Source organism: Pseudomonas sp. JV449 (genome assembly GCF_032424295.1).
Lineage (GTDB): Bacteria > Pseudomonadota > Gammaproteobacteria > Pseudomonadales > Pseudomonadaceae > Aquipseudomonas > Aquipseudomonas marginalis.
Map to the genome: position 1 here is coordinate 437,326 of NZ_VYKD01000005.1, position 17,696 is coordinate 455,021.

17 protein-coding genes are annotated in these 17,696 nt (G+C 61.9%); 15 read left to right on the forward strand and 2 right to left on the reverse strand.

Going from position 1 to position 17,696, the window contains the following annotated elements; translation table 11 throughout:
• Positions 1–182: 182 nt before the first annotated feature.
• The 15 genes from F6S08_RS07305 to F6S08_RS07375 all read left to right on the forward strand — a co-directional run bounded on the left by F6S08_RS07305 (position 183) and on the right by F6S08_RS07375 (position 15,884).
• On the forward strand, positions 183–1,805 hold the full coding sequence (locus F6S08_RS07305; protein ID WP_065926492.1) for a methyl-accepting chemotaxis protein: 1,623 nt from the start codon (positions 183–185) through the stop codon (positions 1,803–1,805).
• Positions 1,805–2,317 (forward strand): chemotaxis protein CheW, encoded by a 513-nt coding sequence (locus tag F6S08_RS07310; protein ID WP_027604522.1) that lies wholly within the window; start codon positions 1,805–1,807, stop codon positions 2,315–2,317. Before F6S08_RS07305 ends, F6S08_RS07310 begins: the two co-directional genes overlap by 1 nt.
• Positions 2,314–3,567 carry a CheR family methyltransferase gene (locus F6S08_RS07315; RefSeq protein ID WP_315871475.1) on the forward strand — a complete coding sequence of 418 codons (1,254 nt, stop codon included), beginning with the start codon at positions 2,314–2,316 and terminating at the stop codon, positions 3,565–3,567. Before F6S08_RS07310 ends, F6S08_RS07315 begins: the two co-directional genes overlap by 4 nt.
• Positions 3,564–4,265 carry a chemotaxis protein CheW gene (locus F6S08_RS07320; protein WP_027604520.1) on the forward strand — a complete coding sequence of 234 codons (702 nt, stop codon included), beginning with the start codon at positions 3,564–3,566 and terminating at the stop codon, positions 4,263–4,265. The genes F6S08_RS07315 and F6S08_RS07320 overlap by 4 nt, the downstream gene beginning before the upstream one ends.
• Entirely contained in the window at positions 4,262–6,544 is a 2,283-nt protein-coding gene (locus F6S08_RS07325) for a hybrid sensor histidine kinase/response regulator (RefSeq protein WP_065926490.1), read from the forward strand. The genes F6S08_RS07320 and F6S08_RS07325 overlap by 4 nt, the downstream gene beginning before the upstream one ends.
• Entirely contained in the window at positions 6,541–7,551 is a 1,011-nt protein-coding gene (locus F6S08_RS07330; protein WP_065926489.1) for a chemotaxis response regulator protein-glutamate methylesterase, read from the forward strand. The genes F6S08_RS07325 and F6S08_RS07330 overlap by 4 nt, the downstream gene beginning before the upstream one ends.
• A 51-nt stretch (positions 7,552–7,602) precedes the next feature.
• Positions 7,603–8,604: a PleD family two-component system response regulator gene (locus tag F6S08_RS07335; protein ID WP_065926488.1), complete on the forward strand. Its 1,002-nt coding sequence runs from the start codon at positions 7,603–7,605 to the stop codon at positions 8,602–8,604.
• 156 nt (positions 8,605–8,760) lie between these two features.
• Positions 8,761–9,856 (forward strand): peptide chain release factor 2 gene (prfB, locus tag F6S08_RS07340; protein WP_098465888.1). Its coding sequence is split into 2 segments (ribosomal slippage): positions 8,761–8,832 and positions 8,834–9,856, totalling 1,095 coding nucleotides; the frame shifts between segments, so codons are not numbered across the junction.
• 90 nt (positions 9,857–9,946) lie between these two features.
• On the forward strand, positions 9,947–11,449 hold the full coding sequence (gene lysS / locus F6S08_RS07345) for a lysine--tRNA ligase (RefSeq protein WP_065926487.1): 1,503 nt from the start codon (positions 9,947–9,949) through the stop codon (positions 11,447–11,449).
• Positions 11,450–11,555: 106 nt separating this feature from the next.
• Positions 11,556–12,272, forward strand: coding sequence for a TetR/AcrR family transcriptional regulator (locus F6S08_RS07350; protein ID WP_027604515.1), 717 nt, complete (start codon positions 11,556–11,558; stop codon positions 12,270–12,272).
• Positions 12,273–12,287: 15 nt separating this feature from the next.
• Entirely contained in the window at positions 12,288–12,836 is a 549-nt protein-coding gene (locus F6S08_RS07355; protein WP_065926486.1) for a hypothetical protein, read from the forward strand.
• 21 nt (positions 12,837–12,857) lie between these two features.
• Positions 12,858–14,135, forward strand: coding sequence for a flavohemoglobin expression-modulating QEGLA motif protein (locus F6S08_RS07360; RefSeq protein WP_027604513.1), 1,278 nt, complete (start codon positions 12,858–12,860; stop codon positions 14,133–14,135).
• A 27-nt stretch (positions 14,136–14,162) separates the two neighbouring features.
• The gene (locus F6S08_RS07365; RefSeq protein WP_027604512.1) at positions 14,163–15,068 is read left to right on the forward strand and encodes an alpha/beta hydrolase; all 906 of its coding nucleotides are present in this window, start codon (positions 14,163–14,165) and stop codon (positions 15,066–15,068) included.
• Entirely contained in the window at positions 15,065–15,391 is a 327-nt protein-coding gene (locus F6S08_RS07370) for a hypothetical protein (protein WP_003172217.1), read from the forward strand. Before F6S08_RS07365 ends, F6S08_RS07370 begins: the two co-directional genes overlap by 4 nt.
• Positions 15,392–15,560: 169 nt before the next feature.
• Positions 15,561–15,884: a hypothetical protein gene (locus tag F6S08_RS07375; RefSeq protein WP_065926485.1), complete on the forward strand. Its 324-nt coding sequence runs from the start codon at positions 15,561–15,563 to the stop codon at positions 15,882–15,884.
• Positions 15,885–16,321: 437 nt separating this feature from the next.
• On the opposite strand, the gene F6S08_RS07380 is transcribed toward F6S08_RS07375, so the two are convergent.
• Both F6S08_RS07380 and F6S08_RS07385 read right to left on the reverse strand, forming a co-directional pair.
• Entirely contained in the window at positions 16,322–17,107 is a 786-nt protein-coding gene (locus F6S08_RS07380; protein WP_027604511.1) for an OmpA family protein, read from the reverse strand.
• Between the two features lie 55 nt (positions 17,108–17,162).
• The gene (locus tag F6S08_RS07385; protein WP_169899499.1) at positions 17,163–17,573 is read right to left on the reverse strand and encodes a DUF4398 domain-containing protein; all 411 of its coding nucleotides are present in this window, start codon (positions 17,571–17,573) and stop codon (positions 17,163–17,165) included.
• Positions 17,574–17,696 lie beyond the last annotated feature (123 nt).

The following is a 17,696-nucleotide window of genomic DNA, read 5'->3' on the forward strand; positions in this document are numbered from 1 at the left end:
GCTTGCCCCGATAGCGGTAGACCAGTTGGAGTATTTGCAGCTGTTCCACCGCAATCGGGGGCAAGCCCCCTCCCACAGGTGTTTTTGCATATATGTCGGCACAACACCAAAACCCATTGATAAATGAGGGCTTCTGCTCAGCTATACTCCCCTCCATTTGAATGGCCCTTCGAGGAAACACTGTGAAGAATTGGACCTTGCGCCAGCGGATTTTGGCGAGCTTTGCGGTCATTATCGCGATCATGCTGCTGATGGTTGTGGTGTCCTACTCACGGTTGCTGAAGATCGAAGCCAGCCAGGAATCGGTGCGTGACGACGCGGTGCCGGGGGTTTACCTCAGTTCGATGATCCGCAGCGCGTGGGTCGACAGCTATTTGCAGACCATCGATATCATTGGCCTGCGCGAGGATAAAACCTTCACCAATAGCGATAAGTCGGATTACAAGGCCTTCGAGGCGCGTATCGAACAGCAGATGGCCAATTACGAAAAAACCGTGCATAGCCAGGCCGATCGCATGGAGTTCGATAACTTCAAGGCCGCCCACATCAATTACAACAAGGTCCTGGCCGAGGTGCTTGAGCGCGTCGAAGCCAATGACCTGCCGGCCGCCCGCGAGCTGCTGGAAGAGCAATTGACGCCGATCTGGACCGAAGGGCGCATGAAGCTCAATGACATCATCACGGAAAACAAGGCCGTGTCCGACAGGGCAACGGCCGCCATTGACGACGCCGTTGCCTCGGCCAAGGTCAGCATGTTCCTGTCGCTGGCCGTGGCCATTCTCGCCGCCGGCCTGTGTGGCCTGCTGCTGATGCGCGCGATCATGGCGCCGATGCAACGCATCGTCGAGATCCTCCAGACCATGCGCACCGGTGACCTGAGCAAACGCTTGAACCTGGAGCGCAAGGACGAGTTCGGTGCGGTGGAAACCGGCTTCAACGACATGATGACCGAGCTCACGGCCCTGGTGTCCCAGGCCCAGCGCTCTTCGGTGCAGGTCACCACCTCGGTCACCGAGATTGCGGCCACCTCCAAGCAGCAACAGGCCACTGCCACTGAAACCGCGGCCACCACCACTGAGATCGGTGCCACTTCACGGGAGATCGCTGCCACTTCCAAGGATCTGGTTCGCACCATGACCGAAGTGTCCACCGCCGCCGACCAGGCCTCGGTGGCCGCCGGTTCCGGCCAGCAAGGCCTGGCGCGCATGGAAGAAACCATGCACTCGGTGATGGGCGCCGCCGACTTGGTGAACGCCAAGCTGGCGATCCTCAATGAGAAGGCCGGCAATATCAACCAGGTGGTGGTGACCATCGTCAAGGTCGCCGACCAGACCAACCTGCTGTCCCTGAATGCCGCCATCGAAGCCGAAAAGGCCGGTGAATATGGGCGCGGTTTTGCCGTGGTGGCCACCGAAGTGCGGCGCCTGGCCGACCAGACCGCCGTGGCCACCTACGACATCGAGCAGATGGTGCGTGAAATCCAGTCAGCGGTTTCGGCGGGCGTGATGGGCATGGACAAGTTCTCCGAAGAAGTCCGTCGAGGCATGTTCGAAGTGCAGCAAGTAGGCGAGCAACTGTCGCAGATCATCCATCAGGTACAGGCCCTGGCGCCGCGGGTGTTGATGGTCAACGAAGGCATGCAGGCCCAGGCCACCGGCGCCGAGCAGATCAACCATGCCCTGGTGCAACTGGGCGATGCCAGCAGCCAGACGGTGGAGTCCCTGCGCCAGGCCAGCTTTGCCATCGATGAACTGAGCCAGGTTGCGGTGGGTCTGCGCAGCGGCGTGTCGCGTTTCAAAGTCTGATGAGCGACCTTGCGGCTAAACGCGGCGCCGTTCCGGCAGCGAAAAAAGCCTTGTTCCTGGTGTTTCACATCGGCAGCGAACGCTTTGCGCTCAAGGCCACGGAGGTGGCCGAGGTGTTGCCACGCCTGCCGCTCAAGCCTATCGCCCACGCGCCACTGTGGGTGGCGGGCATCTTTGCCCATCGCGGGGCGTTGGTGCCGGTCATCGACCTGAGTGCGCTGACCTTCGGCACAGCGGCCCAGGCGCGTACGAGTACGCGCCTGGTGCTGGTCAATTACCAGCCGCACACCTGGGTCGAATCGCGCTGGCTCGGGCTGATCCTCGAGCAGGCCACGGACACCCTGCGGTGCGACCCGGCCGAATTCCAGCCTTACGGCCTGGATAACCGCCAGGCGCGGTACCTGGGGCCGGTGCGTGAGGATGCCCTGGGCCTGATGCAGTGGATTGGCGTGAATGACGTGCTCACCGATGATGTGCGCGCCCTGTTGTTTTCTGCCGAGCTGAGCCTATGAGCAACGACCCGCGTTTCTTTGCCTTCTTGAAAGAACGTATCGGCCTGGACGTCGCGTCGGTCGGCGAGGCAATCATCGAGCGCGCCGTACGCCAGCGCAGCCAGGCCGTGCAGGCGCAAACGCCAGGGCAGTACTGGCAGCACCTGCAAAGCTCCGAGGACGAGCAACACGCGCTGATCGAAGCCGTGATCGTCCCCGAGACCTGGTTTTTCCGTTACCCCGAATCCTTTGCGACCCTGGCCCGACTGGCGCTTGCACGCCTGGCCGAGATCAAGCAGATGCGCGCCCTGCGCATTCTCAGCCTGCCGTGTTCCACCGGCGAAGAACCCTATTCCATTGCCATGGCCTTGCTGGATGCCGGGCTGGCGCCGCACCAGTTCAAGGTCCTGGGCCTGGATGTCAGCCCGCTGTCGGTGGAGCGCGCCCGGCGTGGGGTGTATGGCAAGAACTCGTTTCGCGGTGGCGATATTGCCTTTCGCGACCGCCACTTCACGGAATACGGCGACGGGTTCCACATCGCCGACCGCGTGCGCGAACAGGTGCGCCTGCAAGTCGGCAACCTGCTCGACCCGACGCTGCTGGCGAACGAGGCGAGCTACGATTTCGTGTTTTGCCGCAACCTGCTGATCTACTTTGACCAGCCGACCCAGAAACAAGTCTTCGATGTGCTCAAGGGCCTGACCCATGTGGACGGCGTGCTGTTTATCGGTCCCGCCGAGGGCAGCTTGCTGGGGCGCCACGGCATGCGCTCGATTGGGGTGCCGCAGTCATTTGCCTTCAGCCGGCATGCCGAACCGGTGAAGCCTGAGCCGGTATTCGTGCCCATGCCGACGCCACCGCGCCGCGCCGCGCCGGTCCCGGTCAAGCCGCGACCGTTCAGCACGGCCAGCACCCAGGCGGGGCCGATCAAGGCGCCGCCCTCCGATGCGGGCACCTTGCTCAGCCGCATCGCCAGCCTGGCCAACGAAGGCAAAAGTGCCGAGGCCCGCGCCGCCTGCGAGCAGTATCTGAACAGTCACCCGCCGGCCGCCCAGGTGTTCTACTGGCTGGGGTTGCTCAGCGACGTGGCCGGCAGCGCCCTGGAAGCCCAGGGGTTTTATCGTAAAGCCTTGTACCTGGAACCCCAGCACCCGCAGGCCTTGATGCACCTGGCCGCCTTGCTCGAGTCCCAGGGCGACAGTGCGGGGGCGCGCCGTTTACAGGCGCGGGCCGCCCGCAGCGAGCGAGCAGACAGTGAGTCCAAACGATGAGTAGCACCGAGGCGCTCAACACCGCAGGCCTGGACCTGACCCTGGCCGACACCCAAGCCATCGACGACTGCTGGAACCGTATCGGTATCCATGGCGACAAGTCGTGCCCGTTGCTTGTGGAGCATATCCACTGCCGTAACTGTTCGGTGTACTCGGCTGCCGCCACGCGCTTGCTGGACCGCTATGCCTTGCAGCAGGACGACCGTCGTCCGGTGGCGGCTGCCGAGGTTGACGAAAAGATCGTCACCCGCTCGCTGTTGGTGTTCCGCCTCGGCGAGGAATGGCTGGGCATCGCCACCCGCTGCCTGGTGGAGGTGGCGCCGTTGCAACCGATTCACTCGCTGCCGCACCAGCGCTCCCGTGCCTTGCTCGGTGTGGCCAATGTGCGTGGCGCGCTGGTGGCGTGCCTGTCGCTGGTGGAGTTGCTTGGCCTGGAAACAACCCATCAGGGCGCCAGCGGTGGGCGGATCATGCCGCGCATGCTGATCATCGCCGCGCAGGATGGCCCGGTGGTGGTGCCGGTGGACGAAGTGGATGGCATCCATGCCATCGATGAGCGCACCCTGAAGGCGGCGTCGGCCTCGGGTACCCAGGCCAGCGCGCGCTACACCCAGGGTGTGTTGCAGTGGAAAGGCCGTAGCCTGCGGTGGCTGGACGAGGCGCAATTGTTGTCCGCCGTGACCCGGAGCCTCACATGACCCCCGACCAGATGCGCGACGCCTCGCTGCTGGAGCTGTTCAGCCTGGAAGCCGATGCCCAGACCCAGGTGCTGAGCGCGGGCCTGCTGGCCCTGGAGCGCAACCCTACCCAGGCCGACCAGCTTGAAGCCTGCATGCGTGCCGCGCATTCGCTCAAGGGCGCGGCGCGCATCGTCGGGGTGGACGCCGGGGTCAGCGTGGCCCATGTCATGGAGGATTGCCTGGTCAGCGCCCAGGAACGCCGCCTGTACCTGCAACCCGAACATATCGACGCGTTGCTGCAAGGCACCGACTTGCTGATGCGTATCGCCACTCCTGGCAACGATGTCGGCACGGCGGACATCGATGCCTATGTGGCGTTGATGGAGCGCCTGCTGGATCCATCCCAGCCCAGTGCCTACGTCGCGCCGCTGCCCGCTGCGCCTGAGCCCGCCCCGGCGCCGCTCATCGAAGAGCTGCCGCCGGAGCCTGAGCCCGCACCGCACGTCGCCAGTGATCCGCCGCGTCAGGGCCGGCGCATGACTGAAGGTGGCGAACGCGTATTGCGCGTGACCGCCGAGCGCTTGAACAGCCTGTTGGACCTCTCGAGCAAGTCTCTGGTGGAAACCCAGCGGCTCAAGCCCTACCTGGCCAGCATGCAGCGTCTCAAACGGATTCAAAGCCAGAGCGTACGCGCCCTGGATACCCTGGATGGCCAGCTCAAGACCCTGGGTTTGAGCCTCGAAGCCGAGGAAGCCCTGGCCGATACCCGCCGCCTGCTGAGCGAAGCCCAGGCGCTGCTGGCGGAAAAGACCGCCGAGCTGGATGAGTTTGGCTGGCAGGCCGGCCAGCGTGCCCAGGTGCTCTACGACACTGCGCTGGCCTGTCGCATGCGCCCGTTTGCCGACGTGCTGGCCGGTCAGGTGCGCATGGTGCGCGACCTCGGCCGAAGCCTGGGCAAGCAAGTGCGCCTGGAGATCGAGGGAGAAAAGACCCAGGTCGATCGCGACGTGCTGGAAAAGCTCGAAGCGCCACTCACCCATCTATTGCGCAATGCCGTCGACCACGGCATCGAAATGCCCGAGCAACGCCTGCTGGCAGGCAAACCTGCCGAAGGCCTGATCCGCCTGCGCGCGTCCCATCAGGCCGGCCTGCTGGTGCTGGAGCTGAGTGACGACGGCAATGGCGTCGACCTGGAGCGTCTGCGCGGCACCATCGTCGATCGGCATCTTTCAACCTGGGAGACGGCCCTGAACCTGAGTGAAGAGGAGCTGCTGACGTTCCTGTTCCTGCCGGGGTTCAGCCTGCGCGACAAGGTCACCGAAGTGTCCGGGCGCGGGGTCGGGCTGGATGCGGTGCAGCATATGGTTCGCCAACTGCGCGGCGCGGTGGTGCTGGAGCAGGCGGCAGGGCAGGGCAGTCGCTTCCACCTGGAGGTGCCGCTGACCCTGTCGGTGGTGCGCAGCCTGGTGGTGGAAGTCGGCGAGGAAGCCTATGCGTTCCCGCTGGCGCATATCGAGCGCATGTGCGACCTGGCACCCGACGACATTGTGCAGTTGGAAGGCCGCCAGCATTTCTGGCACGAAGGTCGGCATGTGGGCCTGGTCGCCGCCAGCCAGCTGTTGCAGCGCCCATTGGGGCAGAGCAATGACGAAACCTTGAAGGTGGTGGTGATCCGCGAGCGCGATGCGGTTTACGGGATCGCCGTGGAACGCTTTATCGGCGAACGCACCCTGGTGGTGTTGCCGCTGGATGATCGCCTGGGCAAGGTCCAGGATATTTCCGCCGGTGCCTTGCTGGACGACGGCTCGGTGGTATTGATTGTCGATGTGGAAGATATGCTGCGCTCGGTGGACAAGCTGCTCAACACCGGGCGCCTGGAACGCATCGCCCGGCGCAGCCAGCAGGCCACCGAGGCACCGCGCAAGCGGGTACTGGTGGTGGACGACTCGCTCACTGTGCGGGAGTTGCAACGCAAACTGCTGCTCAATCGCGGGTACGAAGTGGCCGTCGCGGTTGACGGCATGGACGGCTGGAACGCCTTGCGCTCCGAAGACTTCGACCTGCTTATCACTGATATCGATATGCCTCGTATGGACGGTATTGAATTGGTCACACTCCTGCGCCGTGATAGTCGCCTGCAATCGTTGCCGGTGATGGTGGTGTCGTACAAAGACCGTGAAGAAGACCGCCGTCGCGGGCTGGATGCTGGGGCCGATTATTATCTGGCCAAGGCCAGTTTCCACGATGACGCGCTGCTGGATGCCGTGGTGGAGCTGATCGGAGGCGCGCGGTCATGAGGATTGCGATCGTCAATGACATGCCCCTGGCCGTGGAGGCCCTGCGCCGTGCCTTGAGCTTCGAGCCCGCGCACCAGGTTGTGTGGGTGGCCAGCAATGGCCTGGAGGCGGTGCAGCGCTGCGCCGAATTGACCCCGGACCTGATCCTGATGGACCTGATCATGCCGGTGATGGACGGCGTGGAGGCCACGCGGCAGATCATGGCCGAGACCCCGTGCGCGATCCTGCTGGTGACCGTCGACCGCCAGGCCAATGTGAGCCGGGTGTTCGAAGCCATGGGCCACGGCGCCCTGGATGTGGTGGACACGCCGGCGCTCGGTGTGGGCAACCCCAAGGATGCGGCGGCGCCGTTGCTGCGCAAGATCCTCAACATCGGCTGGCTGATCGGCCAGCGCGGCAGCCGTGTGCGCGCCGAAACCACCCCGGAGCGCAGCACCGGCGAACGCCAGAGCCTGGTGGCGATCGGTTCTTCGGCGGGTGGCCCGGCTGCCCTGGAAACCCTGCTCAAGGGATTGCCCCGGGACTTTGCCGCCGCCATTGTGCTGGTGCAGCATGTGGATCAGGTCTTCGCCGCCGGCATGGCCGAGTGGCTGAGCAGCGCCTCCGGCCTGCCGGTACGCCTGGCCCGCGAAGGCGAACCGCCGCAAAGCGGGGTGGTGCTGCTGGCCGGCACCAATCACCACATTCGTTTATTGAAGAATGGCACGCTAGCCTATACCGCAGAGCCGGTGAACGAGATTTACCGGCCTTCGATCGACGTGTTTTTCGAAAGCGTGGCCAGCCACTGGAATGGCGATGCCGTCGGCGTACTGCTGACGGGTATGGGGCGTGACGGGGCCCAGGGGCTCAAGCTAATGCGTGAACAAGGTTATTTGACCATCGCCCAGGATCAGCAAAGCTCGGCGGTGTATGGCATGCCCAAAGCGGCGGCGGCGATTGATGCTGCTGTTGAAATTCGCCCACTGGATAGAATTGCGCCCCGATTGCTGGAGGTCTTTGCAAAATGATCATGACCTTCCGCGGTGTTGGCTTGCAGGCAGTAATTCAGGTGACTGCACATGAATGATTTACAGATCGACGACATCAAGACCGACGAAAACGCCGCCATGGTGTTGCTGGTCGACGACCAGGCCATGATCGGCGAAGCCGTCCGGCGCGGCCTGGCCCACGAAGAAAACATCGACTTCCACTTCTGTGCCGACCCGCACCAGGCGATTGCCCAGGCCATCCGCATCAAGCCCACGGTGATCCTGCAGGACCTGGTGATGCCGGGCCTCGACGGCTTGACCCTGGTGCGCGAATACCGCAACCACCCGGCCACGCAGAACATCCCGATCATCGTGCTTTCCACCAAGGAAGACCCGCTGATCAAGAGCGCGGCGTTCTCGGCGGGGGCCAACGATTACCTGGTCAAGCTGCCGGACAACATCGAACTGGTGGCGCGCATCCGCTATCACTCGCGTTCCTACATGACCCTGTTGCAGCGCGATGCCGCCTACCGTGCGCTGCGGGTCAGCCAGCAACAGCTGCTGGACACCAACCTGGTGCTGCAACGGCTGATGAACTCCGATGGCCTGACCGGGCTGTCCAACCGCCGCCACTTCGACGAATACCTGGAGCTGGAATGGCGCCGCGCCATGCGTGATCAGACCCAGCTGTCATTGCTGATGATCGACGTGGATTTCTTCAAGACCTACAACGACAGCTTTGGCCACGTCGAGGGTGATGAAGCCTTGCGCAAGGTCGCCAACACTATCCGCGAAGCCAGCAGCCGCCCCTCGGACCTGCCGGCACGCTACGGCGGCGAAGAGTTTGCCCTGGTGTTGCCGAACACCTCGCCGGGTGGGGCACGCCTGGTGGCGGAAAAGCTGCGCATGGCCGTCGCCGCACTGAAAATCCCGCATATCGCCCCGGCGGAAGGCTCGAGCCTGACCATCAGCATCGGGCTGTCGACCATGACGCCGGTGCAGGGTACCGATTGCCGCCAGTTGATCATGGCGGCGGACAAGGGCTTGTATACGGCCAAGCACAACGGGCGAAACCTGGTCGGCATCGAGTGACTCGAGGCCGCAACAGATCAAAATGTGGGAGGGGGCTTGCCCCCTCCCACATTTAACCCTGCGTAGTCTGCCTTTTCGCCAGGCGGGCTGCCGCTCCCCCCCGTTTGCCGTTATACTCGCCGGCTTTCAAAAGTTCGCCAACGAGTGCTGCCCGCCATGGAAATCAACCCGATCCTTAACACCATCAAGGACCTGTCCGAGCGCTCCGAAACTATTCGGGGGTATCTTTGACTACGATCAAAAGCATGAGCGCCTGACCGAAGTCAATCGCGAGCTTGAAGATCCGAGTGTCTGGAACAAACCTGAATACGCCCAGGAACTGGGGCGCGAGCGCGCTGCGCTGGCGCAGATCGTCGACACCCTCGACGAACTGAATACCGGCCTGGCCGATTGCCGCGACCTGCTGGACATGGCCGTCGAGGAAAACGACGAAGGCGCAGTGGGCGATGTCGTCGCCGAGCTGGCCCGTCTCGAGGAAAACCTCGCCAAGCTTGAATTCCGTCGCATGTTCAGCCACGAAATGGACCCGAACAACGCCTACCTGGACATCCAGGCCGGTTCCGGCGGCACCGAAGCCCAGGACTGGGCCAACATCCTGCTGCGCATGTACCTGCGCTGGGCCGACAAGCGCGGTTTCGACGCCACCATCATGGAACTGTCGGCTGGTGAAGTCGCCGGCATCAAGGGCGCGACCGTGCACATCAAGGGTGAATACGCCTTTGGCTGGCTGCGTACCGAGATCGGCGTACACCGCCTGGTGCGCAAGAGCCCGTTCGACTCCGGCAACCGTCGCCACACCTCGTTCTCTGCGGTGTTCGTCTCGCCCGAGATCGATGACAAGGTGGAAATCGAGATCAACCCGGCCGACCTGCGTATCGACACCTACCGCTCCTCCGGTGCCGGTGGCCAGCACGTAAACACCACCGACTCGGCCGTACGTATTACCCACGTACCGACCAACACCGTGGTGAGCTGCCAGAACGAACGTTCCCAGCACGCGAACAAGGACACCGCCATGAAAATGCTGCGGGCCAAGTTGTACGAGCAGGAAATGCAGAAGCGCAACGCCGCTTCCCAGGCCCTGGAAGACACCAAGTCGGATATCGGCTGGGGTCACCAGATCCGCTCTTATGTGCTCGATGCGTCGCGGATCAAGGATCTGCGCACTAACATCGAACGCAGCGACTGCGACAAGGTGCTCGACGGTGACATTGACGAATACCTGGAAGCCAGCCTGAAATCTGGCCTGTAACCCCTTGTAGGAACCGGGGGGACGCCTAGTCCTTGCCGGCGATCCCCGGCCTACGCCTGGGACAACGAACCTGATGGAAAATTTAAAGACATGAGCGACCAACAACTCGACCCGCAAGCCCTGCAACAGGAAGAAAACTCCCTGATCGCCCTGCGCAAGGAAAAGCTGGCTGCCGAGCGCGCCAAGGGCAATGCCTTCCCCAACGACTTCCGTCGCGACAACTACTGCGATGCCTTGCAGAAGCAGTACGCGGACAAGACCAAGGAAGAGCTGGCAGAAGCGGCGATCCCGGTCAAGGTGGCAGGTCGCATCATGCTCAACCGTGGCTCGTTCATGGTGATCCAGGACATGACCGGGCGTATCCAGGTCTACGTCAACCGCAAGACCCTGTCCGAAGAAACCCTGGCCTCGGTGAAAACCTGGGATATGGGCGACATCATCGCCGCCGAAGGCACCCTGGCCCGTTCCGGCAAGGGCGACCTGTACGTGGAAATGACCAGCGTGCGCCTGCTGACCAAGTCCCTGCGCCCGTTGCCGGACAAGCACCACGGCCTGACCGACACCGAGCAGCGTTACCGCCAGCGCTACGTTGACCTGATCGTCAACGAAGACGTGCGCCAGACCTTCCGCGTGCGTTCGCAGGTCATCGCGCACATCCGCAGCTTCCTGATGCAGCGTGACTTCCTGGAAGTGGAAACCCCGATGCTGCAGACCATCCCGGGTGGTGCCGCAGCCAAGCCGTTCGAAACCCACCACAACGCACTGGACCTGGAAATGTTCCTGCGTATCGCGCCTGAGTTGTACCTCAAGCGTCTTGTGGTCGGTGGCTTCGAGAAGGTGTTCGAGATCAACCGCAACTTCCGTAACGAAGGCGTCTCGACCCGGCACAACCCGGAATTCACCATGTTGGAGTTCTACCAGGCCTACGCCGACTACGAAGACAACATGGACCTCACCGAGGAACTGTTCCGCGAGCTGGCGCAGCTTGTCCTCGGGACTACCGACGTGCCGTACGGCGACAAGGTGTTCCACTTCGGCGAGCCGTTCGTGCGCCTGTCGGTGTTCGACTCGATCCTCAAGTACAACCCTGAGTTGACCGCAGACGACCTCAACGACATCGACAAGGCCCGCGCCATCGCCAAGAAAGCCGGTGCCAAGGTGCTCGGTTTCGAAGGCCTGGGCAAACTGCAGGTGATGATTTTCGAAGAGCTGGTGGAGCACAAGCTGGAACAGCCGCACTTCATTACCCAGTACCCGTTCGAAGTGTCGCCGCTGGCCCGTCGCAACGACGACAACCCGAACGTCACCGACCGTTTCGAGCTGTTCATCGGCGGCCGCGAAATCGCCAACGCCTACTCCGAGCTTAACGATGCCGAAGACCAGGCCGAGCGCTTCATGGCCCAGGTGGCCGACAAGGACGCTGGCGACGACGAAGCCATGCACTACGACGCCGACTTCGTACGTGCCCTGGAATACGGCATGCCGCCAACGGCCGGTGAAGGTATCGGCATCGACCGCCTGGTGATGTTGTTGACCAACTCGCCGTCGATCCGCGATGTGATCTTGTTCCCGCACATGCGGCCACAAGCGTAAATGTAGCGAAATCCGAAGCCGCCTTTTATAAGGCGGCTTTTTTATGTGGCGTTTTTAAGCGTCAAGCAAACAGCGCCAGGTTTTGATCTATTCAAGGATGTGTGTCGTGAACCGCGTAACCGCTCAAGAAGGTGCCGCCGGCATTGCCGCTGCCGTGGCTGAAAGCGTCCAGTACCAGGGCCGTAAGGCCAGCCGTCGGGGCAGCGAGCAACGCAGGCAAGACATTCTCGATGCAGCCATGCGCATCGTGGTGCGCGATGGCGTGCGGGCCGTGCGCCATCGGGCCGTGGCGGCCGAGGCCGGTGTGCCGTTGTCAGCCACTACCTATTACTTCAAGGACATCGATGACCTGCTCACCGATACCTTCGCCCAGTACGTTGAACGCAGCGCCGCCTTCATGGGCAAGCTATGGGTGCGTAACGAAGGCCTGCTGCGTGAGATGGTCGCCTATGGCGATGGCAGCCCGGAATCGCGCTCGCAACTGGCCGATGACATCGCGCGGCTGACCGCCGACTATGTGCTGCGCCAGTTGACCAACCGCCGCGAGCATTTGATGGCCGAACAGGCCTTTCGCCAGGAAGCCTTGCTCAACCCGCGCCTGGCTGAGCTGGTGCGTTCCCACCAGCAGATCCTGTTGCAGGGCACGGGGCAGTTTTTCCAGGTATTGGGCTCCCGCGAGCCGCAACAGGACGCCAAGGTGTTGACGGCGATTATCAGTCGGATGGAATATCAGGGCCTGCTGGGCGGCGCAGAGCCTCTGACCGGTGAAGAGATGCTTGAGATCCTCAAGCGTTACATGCATTTGGTGTTGGCCTCGGTCTGACACCGGGGGAGTCCAATGAAAACCTGGCGTGTGGCGGTAATCGCCTTGTCGTTCCTGTTGCTCAGCGGTTGCCTGGTCACGTTCAAGGACCCGTTGCCCGCCCATGAGGCGGCACCGGATGAGTTGCTGGGCCATTGGACCAGCAGGAATGCCTGGGGCGAACCGCTCAATCTGCGCATCAGCCGTGCCGGTGAGCACCGCTACAAGGCGGTGAGCTACCCTAAAGCCACGCCGGCCCAGCGCGATGAGTACCTGTTTACCGTTTCGCGTCATGGCAACCGCTGGTACCTGTCGGCACCGTTGCCGGCCCGGTTCGGAGGGCATTACTTCCTGGCGGGGTTCGAGTTCGACGATAAGCACGAATTGGTGGTCTATAACCTCGACCTCGAACAGATTCACCAGGCCATCGGGCAACAGGTGCTGCAGGGCAGCAGCGTGGATACCGTCGAAGGCGCCGGCGTACGGGTCGACAGTTCCATGAGCCAGGTGTTTGCCTACCTGGATGATCCGGCCAATGCCGATGTGTTCGTTGAAGCCGTGCGCTACCAGCGTGCGGGCAAATAACGTTTAAAGAGGAAGCACCGGGTGGACGATTACCAGCAGACGATACGCAGCTTGTCCGATCGCATTGTGCTGGCGCAAACACCGATTCGCGTCCTCGACGCCGTGAAGTGGGACGACAACATTCGCCAGGGATTCCTCAAGGCCAAGGGCAAGGCCATGCCCGCCGTGGATCGCGACTATTACCTGAACCGGCCGCTGTCGTTCGACTCCAGCGCGGTAAAGCTGGAATTCCAGAACATCGAACGCGACATCACTCGCCGCCTCGGCCAGTTCAGCCCGGTGGGGCAGATCATGCGCCGCATGTGCCGCGAATACCGCATGGTGGTGCGCATGCTCGAAGCCCGCGGCACCGAGGACTTCGGCCTGATTTCCCAGGAGCTGTACGGCGCCGCCTCCGACGCCTTCCACGCCGGCGACCCGACCCTGGCTGACCTGGGCCTGATGCTCTCCGACTACCTGAACAATATCGACGGCCGTGGCGACCTCAAGGACGAAGCCAAGACCCTGACCGCCAAGGACGCCGTGGCCCTGCTGCAAACCCGCCTGAACAAGGTATTTGGCGAAGCCGAAGAGACCATCCGGGTGTTTGAGTCCGACGGCATCGTTGCCGATGCCGCAGCGGGCGCCGACTACATCAAGATCCGCGCCGACGCGATGTTCAACGACCGCGACGTGCGTGCGCTGGAAGTCCACGAAGGCCTGGTGCATGTCGGTACCACGCTCAACGGCCAGAACCAGCCGATCTGCACGTTCCTGTCCAAGGGCCCGCCGTCGTCCACCGTGACCCAGGAAGGCCTGGCGATCCTCATGGAGATCATTACGTTCGCCTCCTACCCGAGCCGCTTGCGCAAGCTGACCAACCGCACCCGTGCGATCCACATGGTGGAAGAGGGTGCCGACTTCCTGCAGGTGTTCGAGTTCTTCCGCGAGCAAGGCTTTGAAATGGCCGAAAGCTATGGCAACGCCAGCCGGGTATTCCGTGGCTCGGTGCCGAACGGCCTGCCGTTTACCAAGGATCTGTCCTACCTCAAGGGCTTTATCATGGTCTACAACTACATCCAGCTGGCTGTGCGCAAAGGCAAGCTGGAGCAAGTGCCGCTGCTGTTCTGCGGCAAGACCACCCTGGAAGACATGCGCACCTTGCGCCAACTGGTGGACGAAGGCCTGGTGGTGCCGCCCAAGTACCTGCCGGAGCAGTTCCGCGACATGAATGCACTGGCGGCGTGGATGTGTTTCTCCAACTTCCTCAACCACTTGAGCCTGGACCGGATCGAGGCGGATTACTCCAATATCCTTTAAACGTTGTTATTCACGAGGCTTCAACGGATGAGAATCCTCGGCATTCTGTGCCTGCTACTCACATTGAACGGTTGCAGCTCGCTGCTGTTCTACCCCGAACCCGGCCTGCCGTTCACGCCCGAAAAAGCGCACTTGCAATACCGCGATGTCACCCTCACCACCGCCGACGGTGTGAAGCTGCACGCGTGGTGGCTGCCGGCCAAGGCCGGAGTACCCGTCAAAGGGACGGTGCTGCACCTGCACGGCAACGGCGGTAACCTGGCCTGGCACCTGGGCGGCAGCTGGTGGTTGCCGGAGCAGGGCTACCAGGTACTGCTGCTGGACTATCGCGGTTACGGGCTGTCGGCAGGCAAGCCCTCGCTGCCAGCGATCTATCAGGACGTGGACGCGGCGTTCAACTGGCTCGACCAGGCGCCCGAAACCCAGGGCCAGCCGTTGATCGTCCTCGGTCAAAGCCTCGGTGGTGCGCTGGCGGTGCATTACCTGGCGGAACACCCGCAGCGTCAAGTCCAACTCAAGGCCCTGGTACTGGACGGCGTGCCGGCCAGTTATCGTGACGTAGGACAATTCGCCCTGAGCACCTCCTGGTTAACATGGCCCTTCCAGGTGCCCTTGTCTTGGCTGGTGCCCGACGCCGACAGCGCGATCAACGCCATGCCGCAACTGACCGGCGTGCCGAAATTGCTGTTCCACAGCCTGGATGACCCGATCGTGCCCGTGGCCAACGGTATCCGCCTGTATCAGGCCGCGCCACCGCCACGGGTATTGCAGTTGACCCGCGGCGGCCATGTGCAGACCTTTGCCGACAAGACTTGGCAAACCGTGATGCTGCGCTATCTGGACGACCCGCAGCACTTCAACGGCCTGCGCCGCCTGGGCGAGATTCCGAACTACCCCATTCCTAAAGTTGATCCATCAGAGAGCCCGCAATGAGTGAAGAACGCAACATGATCCCGCTGATCCTCACCGGTATCGGCACCATCATCGGCACCGTCGGCTGCCTGTGGTACTACGGCTATTTGCACTTCGCCAAGCCTGAGGATGCGTTGCTGCTCAGCGACTTCACCATGCTCAAGACCGTGCCGGGCGAGGACTACAAGATCTCCCTGACCCCGGCCGCTCAAGTGGCGCAGTGCGTCGATGGCGTGCTGGTCATGTTCGATACCGAACAAAAAGGCTTGAGTGGTGTGTTGGTCAATAATAAGAAGCAGGCGGTGCGTTGCATGGGCCAGGAAACCCCGCAACTGCAGCAGTAAGCCAGCGCGTCGAGTCCGTGGGAAAACGCCACTCAGCCTGGGGATTCGTCCCTTGGTGCAGGTCCGAGTCTTCCCAGGCCGGAACCATCTCTATTTGCCCGCCACAGACTATGGACTGATCGGTGTGACTGATCGGTCCTTTTCGTTAGTTATTGTGGAGTCGACATTTATGACAAGCATCAGCGGAACACAGTCTCCAGTGAATACGGGCAGCTATGGCGCCGGCGGAAGCTCCCAGGGAGACCTCAACCAACAGATTGATGACGTAAAAAGCAAAATTAACCAAATGGAGTCACAAGGCTCCCAGGGTGGGCAGGGAAGCGGTGGGGCCGGCGGCGGAGAGAGTCTCGAGGACCTGAAGGAGCTACTGAAGAAGCTGCTTGCACAACTGCAGCAACAAGGTGCACAGGGCGGCCAAGGCGGCGAAGGCGGCCAGGGCAATGGCCAGATTCCGCAACCCGACTATCAGGGGGGGGGCTCGATCAACACCTGATTGCCCACCCGTGGAAAAACCCGCCTGCCATAGGCGGGTTTTTGTGTATCCGGGGTCAGGTTAGCCACGGCCCGCTCAATGTCCACAGGGGGGCGGGATTTATTTGGAACCATATCGCGCAAGACGCCACAGAAAGCGGTGTAACTTACACACTTCAGGGCCGAGAAAGTGGCGATATCTATTTTTTCAAATCCTGCAAATCCTGCAGCTCCTGAAAGTCCGGCATTACGCAACATGCGGGATATGGTCAGGTGCCATGAGGATCTGGAACGGCAGCAAGCTCGGGAGCAGAAAAAGCAACTGATGGAGCATTTGCCGAAACAGGCCCATGCCCCGAAGATTGAGCTGCCAGCGGAGGACACAAACCGTCCTGTCCAATTCGGCGAGCCCAAAAAAAACCCACCATAAGGTGGGTTTTCTTATCCAGCATCAATCAATCAGTTGGCGACGGACGAGCGTGGCTTGACCGGCTGGTTATCGTTGGAGATGGTCACTTCAACGCGGCGGTTCATGGCACGGCCCGAGACGCTGCCGTTGTCGGCAACCGGGTATTCCTTGCCATAGCCGGTGGTCACGATGCGGCGTGGGTCAACGCCCATCTTGATCAACGCAACCTGCACAGAAGCGGCACGTCGCTCCGACAGGCTCTGGTTGTAGGCATCGCTGCCTGTGCTGTCCGTGTAACCTTCAACGATCACCTGGCGATCCGGGTTTTCCTGAAGGAACTGCGCCAGCTTATTGATGTTGACCAGGCCGCTGGACTTCAGGTCGGCCTTGTTGGTGGCAAACAGCACGTCGCCAAAGGTCACCAGGGTACCGCGCTCGGTTTGCTTGGCGTTCAAGCTGTCCTGCAGCTGCTTGATCTGCGCATCACGGGCCTCGAGCAGGGCACGGGCGCGTTCGTCGCCGGCGTTTTTCAGCTTGGCTTCGGATTCGCGCAGCACGATGGTGTCTTTGGCCACTTCAACGCGCTGGTTGGTCAGGTAGGCCAGTTGATCGACCTTCTTCTGGTCTTCCTTGTCGCGGTAGGCCTTGTCAGCCTTGTCCAGCCAATCGCTGGCGTCCTTGGTTTCCAGCGCGGCAAGCTTGGTGGCTTGCGGGTTGGTTTGCAGGGACGAGAAGTTGGTCCGTGCGTTTTCCAGGTTTGCGTTGGGCGGGGTAGAGCAGGCCGCCAGGGCAACGCTCATCGCCAGCAGGGCAGGGATCATCAATTGTTTACGCATAGTCGTGTCGTCCTTTCAATTCGATATCGGGTGCAGTGCAATCAGGCGCGGCGCTTTATTTCTGCTGGATAGCAGCCGGGCGCATACCTTCCTGACGCAGCTCCTGAACAGCTTTCTGGGAATCCTTCACAGCCTGTTCGGCCTTGGCCGCCTGGGACTTGCGCTCTGCAACGCGAGCATCCCATTCAGCCTGTTCGGCCAGGCGACGCGCCTCGTCATAATTCTTGTCGTGCATGGCGATTTCGGCTTGCTTGAGCTTGTCCTGGGCCGATTTCATTTCAACTGCTGCGTACTCGGTACCGCCGGCGCTCACTGCGCTGTTGACCGCGGACTGAGTCACCGCGTACTGCTCGGTTGGCGGGTTGCCGGCGCAGCCAGCCAAAACGAAGCTGGTGCCGATTGCCAGCGCGGCCAATTTAAGCCCGCGCAGGTGGTTAAACGTGGATTTGGCAGTGCTGGTCTTCATCGTCTTCAACTCCATTGGATAGCTCCTAAAAACATCAAAATCCATCGCAGTCGGTGAACGGCTTGGGGCGCGGCGGTAAAGCGCGACAGGCCCTTTCAAACGGCCGTTCCAAGTGATGGCTTA